The sequence below is a fragment of the Haloquadratum walsbyi J07HQW2 genome (assembly GCF_000415985.1).
Lineage (GTDB): Archaea > Halobacteriota > Halobacteria > Halobacteriales > Haloferacaceae > Haloquadratum > Haloquadratum walsbyi_B.
This window is the reverse complement of sequence record NZ_KE356561.1, coordinates 1433045-1437128: the sequence shown is the minus strand read 5'-3', so window position 1 is coordinate 1437128 and position 4084 is coordinate 1433045. Positions and strand designations below refer to the sequence as shown.

General features: G+C 48.0%; 3 protein-coding genes and 1 pseudogene. All 4 read right to left on the bottom strand.

The genetic code is table 11. The features are described from left to right. Positions 1 to 758, bottom strand: a pseudogene (locus tag J07HQW2_RS06635) (ABC transporter ATP-binding protein); the annotation flags it as partial. Further along, positions 755 to 1615, bottom strand: a complete 861-nt coding sequence (locus J07HQW2_RS06630) for an ABC transporter ATP-binding protein (protein ID WP_048075181.1) — start codon at positions 1613 to 1615, stop codon at positions 755 to 757. The pseudogene J07HQW2_RS06635 and the gene J07HQW2_RS06630, both read right to left, overlap by 4 nt. Then, positions 1608 to 3041 (bottom strand): branched-chain amino acid ABC transporter permease, encoded by a 1434-nt coding sequence (locus J07HQW2_RS06625; RefSeq protein WP_021054651.1) that lies wholly within the window; start codon positions 3039 to 3041, stop codon positions 1608 to 1610. Before J07HQW2_RS06625 ends, J07HQW2_RS06630 begins: the two co-directional genes overlap by 8 nt. Continuing rightward, a complete protein-coding gene (locus J07HQW2_RS06620; protein ID WP_394324633.1) occupies positions 3038 to 3976 on the bottom strand; it encodes a branched-chain amino acid ABC transporter permease in 939 nt (312 codons plus the stop codon). Before J07HQW2_RS06620 ends, J07HQW2_RS06625 begins: the two co-directional genes overlap by 4 nt. Positions 3977 to 4084 lie beyond the last annotated feature (108 nt).

The following is a 4084-nucleotide window of genomic DNA, read 5'->3' as shown; positions in this document are numbered from 1 at the left end:
TATACCGATTTCCCCATTGGCGAGCACATAGCCACGGTCACATCGCTGAAGTGCTCTTTGGCATTCTGCTCAACCATCAAGACTGCAGTCCCATCACGATTGATTCCGTCAATTCGGTCAAACATATCATCAACAAGATCAGGTGCTAACCCTGCTGATGGTTCATCTAATAGGAGTAATTCGGGTTCAAGCATGAGCGCGCGACCCATTGCCAGCATTTGTTGTTGCCCGCCGGACATTGTCCCTGCCTTCTGATCTTGGCGTTCTCTGAGTATCGGAAAGCGATTAAAGACAGCCTCAAGTGCATCTTCTGGAACCGAGTCAAGAATGTATGCGCCCATTTCGAGATTCTCACGCACACTCAATGTTGAAAACACATTCTCATTCTGTGGCACATACCCAATTCCTTCTCGAATGATTTCTTCAGGCCGACGACCGGTAATATCAGCATTATCAAATGTAACCGTGCCACCCATATGCGCGGTCAACCCAAAGACTGACTTCATGACGGTTGATTTCCCAGCACCGTTCGGTCCAACAATGGTGATATACTCACTGGACCCAACGTCCATGTCGACGTCAGTGAGAATCTGAAGATCACCATATCCAGCATCAAGATTACGCACAGAGAGTAACGACTCTTCGGCACGGTCGGGACGAGACGCTTGTGAGACTGATTTATTATTTGATGACACGCTTTCACTTTCGCTCTCAGTCCGAGTTGATGATCCAATTGATGATTCACTCGTACTCGTCATACCGTCCCTCCAAGATACGCTTCAATGACTTCATCATCACCGCGCACTTCATCCGGACTCCCCTCGGTGAGAACACGACCTTGGTGTAACACAATAACGTGTTCACAATTCTCCATAATGAGGTCCATATCATGTTCGACAAGCAAGAATGTGTAGCCCTGTTCGCGAAGTTCATGAATATGCTCAAGTAAGCGACGTTCAAGTGATGGATTCACACCCGCGAATGGCTCATCAAGCAGTAACATATCAGGATCGGTGAGGAGCGCGCGAGCCAACTCAAGCAGTTTTCGCTGTCCCCCCGAGAGGTTCCCAGCGTACTCATCAGCAATATGATCGATCTCAAAAAACTCAATTACATCCCAAACACGGTCGAGAAGTTCTGTCTCCTGCTCAGCAACGTCGCTTCGAAATCCGGGGACGACTGATCGCCACAGGGCTTCCCCACGCTGACGCTTGGGAGCAAGCATCATATTCTCAAGTACGGTCATTTCCTCAAGTTCACGTGCAATTTGGAAGGTCCGAACGAGCCCTCGATTTGCGACGTCATGTGGTGTTGTATCGGTAATATCCTCATCATTAAATCGGATTGTACCGGAATCAGGTGTGAGCGTCCCCGTGATGAGATTGAATGTTGTCGATTTACCAGCACCATTTGGACCAATCAGTCCAGTCAGTGTGCCAGCTTCAACCTCAAATGAGGCATTATCGACAGCCGTGATTCCACCAAATGACTTCTGGAGATTTTCAACGACAAGTGGATGCGTCGTCGCTGTATCAATATTGGTGCCACCCGTACCGATACTGCGATTGTTACTGAAAGATTGCTCACTTTGTGATCCACGCTCGACGTCACTCATTTGAGTTGATACCTCCATTATTGCTATCGGTTGTCGAATTACTCCCGCCATCAGGGGCGATATCCTCAGTTGCGTCAGGGTCTGGATCGGCATCAGTGTCGGCAGTTGTTGATCTGCTTTCGTTTGCAACTGTCTGTGCGATTGGTGCGCTCAGCGTGATTGGTGAGGCGGTTTCTGTTCGATGACCGAGGAGACCCTCTGGACGATTGTGCATGAGCCAAATAAGAACGACACCCATGAATACCAATTGAAGCTGTCTGATGCTGTCGATCGTGTAGAATAGTAGCGGAGTGATATCAAGATTTGAAATCAGTGGTGCAATCGCGGGACCAAAGCTCGATGGTGGGCTGGCACTCGGTAATACTGTATCGATAAGATTCTTTAGATATCGTGGACCCTGATATAGTAGCGCCGCAAAGATTGCACCACCAAGCACACTTCCAGTATTCGATCCTGCACCTCCAATAATGAGCGCAATCCAGACAAAGAATGTAATGCGTGGACGGAAGGTATTCGGAGTGACAGCCCCACCTCGCATGAACCAGAGGATTCCAGCGAGACCCATCAATGCGCATCCAAGCATGAACGCCTTTATTTTGAATCCGTTTGTGTCCTTGCCGAGCGAACTTGCTGCTTCTTCATCTTCCCGAATTGCCTTTAGAACTCGACCGAACGGCGATTCACCAGTTCGTTTCAATAACCAGAAATACAATCCGACAAACGAAAGTAACACACCACCATACACGAGTCCATCAAAGACTGGCTTGGGATTATTCGGAATGATAATTCCGAACGTCTCAACGACTCCGAGATACGTATCCCAAAGCCCAAAGAAACTAAAGAATGATTCGAGTGGGTCAGTGTAATCAAGAATAAGCCCTGAGCCACCACCAAAACCAACGCGGAGACCAGAAAGATTGAATTGTTGAAGTTGTCCAGAAAGGAATGAAAATCGAACAATCTCAGACATTGCAATCGTCACAATCGCAAGATAATCTGCTCGGAGTCTAAGTGCAGGAAGCGCAATCAGGAGTCCAAGAAGGCTCGCAGCGATCATACCGGCAATAATCCCCACGATGATAGGAAGCCCAAGCCCGCCGACCTGTGAGGCGCCACCAGCCTGATACACTGGCTTTGAAACAAGCGCCATAACGTAGATTCCGACAGCCATGAACCCAACAATTCCAATATTAAACAATCCAGTGTAACCCCAGTGTAAATTCAATGCAAGGGCAAGCATTGCAAAGACGCCGATATAAAATGTTAAGACGGCGATTGTATTCAACTGACCACGAAGTGAGTAGCCAAGCCCTATTCCAATGAGCACATACGCGAGGTATGTTGCAGCAAGTGTAGTGAGGATGATCCCGGCATCCCCTCCTGGGATCCGTCGGGTGAGCGTATCAGGGAGTGTTGTTGCACTCATGCAGTTGACCTCCCGGAGAAAATACCAGATGGTTTCACAAGAAGAATCACGATCATCATTAAGAATGCAGCTGCACGGGCAAATGCTGATGGAATCCAAATCACTGAGAGAGATGCTGTCAGCCCAATCACCAATCCGCCAATGATTGCACCATAGATCGAGCCAATCCCACCGAGAATGACGGCTGCAAAGATTAACAGAAGAAGCAACCACCCGTCATTGAATCCAAGTGTTCCCTTCCAGAGAATAAATATATATCCTGCAATCCCGGTTAATCCCCCACCAATAATCCAGACTGACCGAACGACCTGCTCTGTTGGAATCCCTGTTACACGAGCAAGATCCTCATTATCGGACATTGCTCGCATTGCTTTTCCAAGTTTGGTTCGTTGCAAGAGCAAATGGATGCCGATCATCAATGCACCACCAATACCTACGAGTGCGGCATCGTGTGTGCTCACGCGAACAATGCCATCAATGAAATACAATGATACAGACGCCGGTTGATTTGTCGTTCCACGAACGCTTGGACCGAATACAAACTGCATCAAATATCGAAGAGCAAATGCGACTCCAACACTCGTTATGAGGAGTGTAATGCCACTTTCATCTCTAATTGGCTTGAATGCAATCTTATCCACTGCAAGTGTTAATCCAACTGCCGCAATTCCAGCAACAATAATACCTGCAATAATCGCAAAGGGTGTTCCGGTGACATTAACTCCAAGTGTCCCACCGAAGACCGACCCACCCGCACCAACCAGTAATAATGCACCGACATCCGCTCGGCCGAGCCCGGCAATGAGATATGTTGTTGCCCATCCAGAAAACGCTCCAGCGGTAATATAGTCGCCATGTGCGAAATTAGCGAAATTCAAAATACTGTATGTCATTGAAAGCCCGATTCCGGCGAGTCCAATCACAAGACCACGCATCAATCCATCCCATATGAGCGAGCCAACACTGCTAAATGTTATTTGCCCTGATGTGAGTTGCCCCGTAAGATCAAACAGTAAGATGAACCCAACAATTGCGAGGAGAAT

Coding starts and splice junctions, on each gene's coding strand:
- J07HQW2_RS06630 (WP_048075181.1), bottom strand. CDS start 1,615: ATGAGTGACGTCGAGCGTGGATCACAAAGTGAGCAATCTTTCAGTAAC.
- J07HQW2_RS06625 (WP_021054651.1), bottom strand. CDS start 3,041: ATGAGTGCAACAACACTCCCTGATACGCTCACCCGACGGATCCCAGGA.
- J07HQW2_RS06620 (WP_394324633.1), bottom strand. CDS start 3,976: ATGCGTGGTCTTGTGATTGGACTCGCCGGAATCGGGCTTTCAATGACA.